Origin of the sequence: Stenotrophomonas sp. AS012628 (assembly GCF_010608305.1) — a bacterium.
Taxonomy (GTDB): Bacteria; Pseudomonadota; Gammaproteobacteria; order Xanthomonadales; family Xanthomonadaceae; genus Stenotrophomonas; species Stenotrophomonas geniculata.
The window spans coordinates 1-217 of record NZ_VMBJ01000302.1 but is presented as its reverse complement, the minus strand read 5'-3'; the positions used below and the strand labels follow the sequence as shown (position 1 = coordinate 217).

Below are 217 nucleotides of genomic sequence, written 5' to 3'. Positions count from 1 at the left end.
ATCGTCCGGCACGCATGATCGTCGAATACTCGACGGACGCCGCCTTCAAGAACGTTGCGCGTCGCGTTGGCCCAGCCGCACTTGAAAGCAACGGCCTGACAGCCCGCGTCGATCTGACCGGCCTGCCTGCCGGCGCAGACCTGTTCTACCGCGTGCGCTTCCAGGACCTCGTGCACGATAAGGTCTTCAGCGAGCCGGTTGCCGGTCGCTTCCGCAC

At 65.0% G+C, this 217-nt stretch carries 1 protein-coding gene; it reads left to right on the top strand.

Annotated features, from left to right (window positions below):
* Nucleotides 1–14: 14 nt before the first annotated feature.
* Nucleotides 15–217: PhoD-like phosphatase N-terminal domain-containing protein (locus G5A07_RS22015; protein WP_262405918.1), on the top strand; the 203-nt coding region annotated here is incomplete at its 3' end.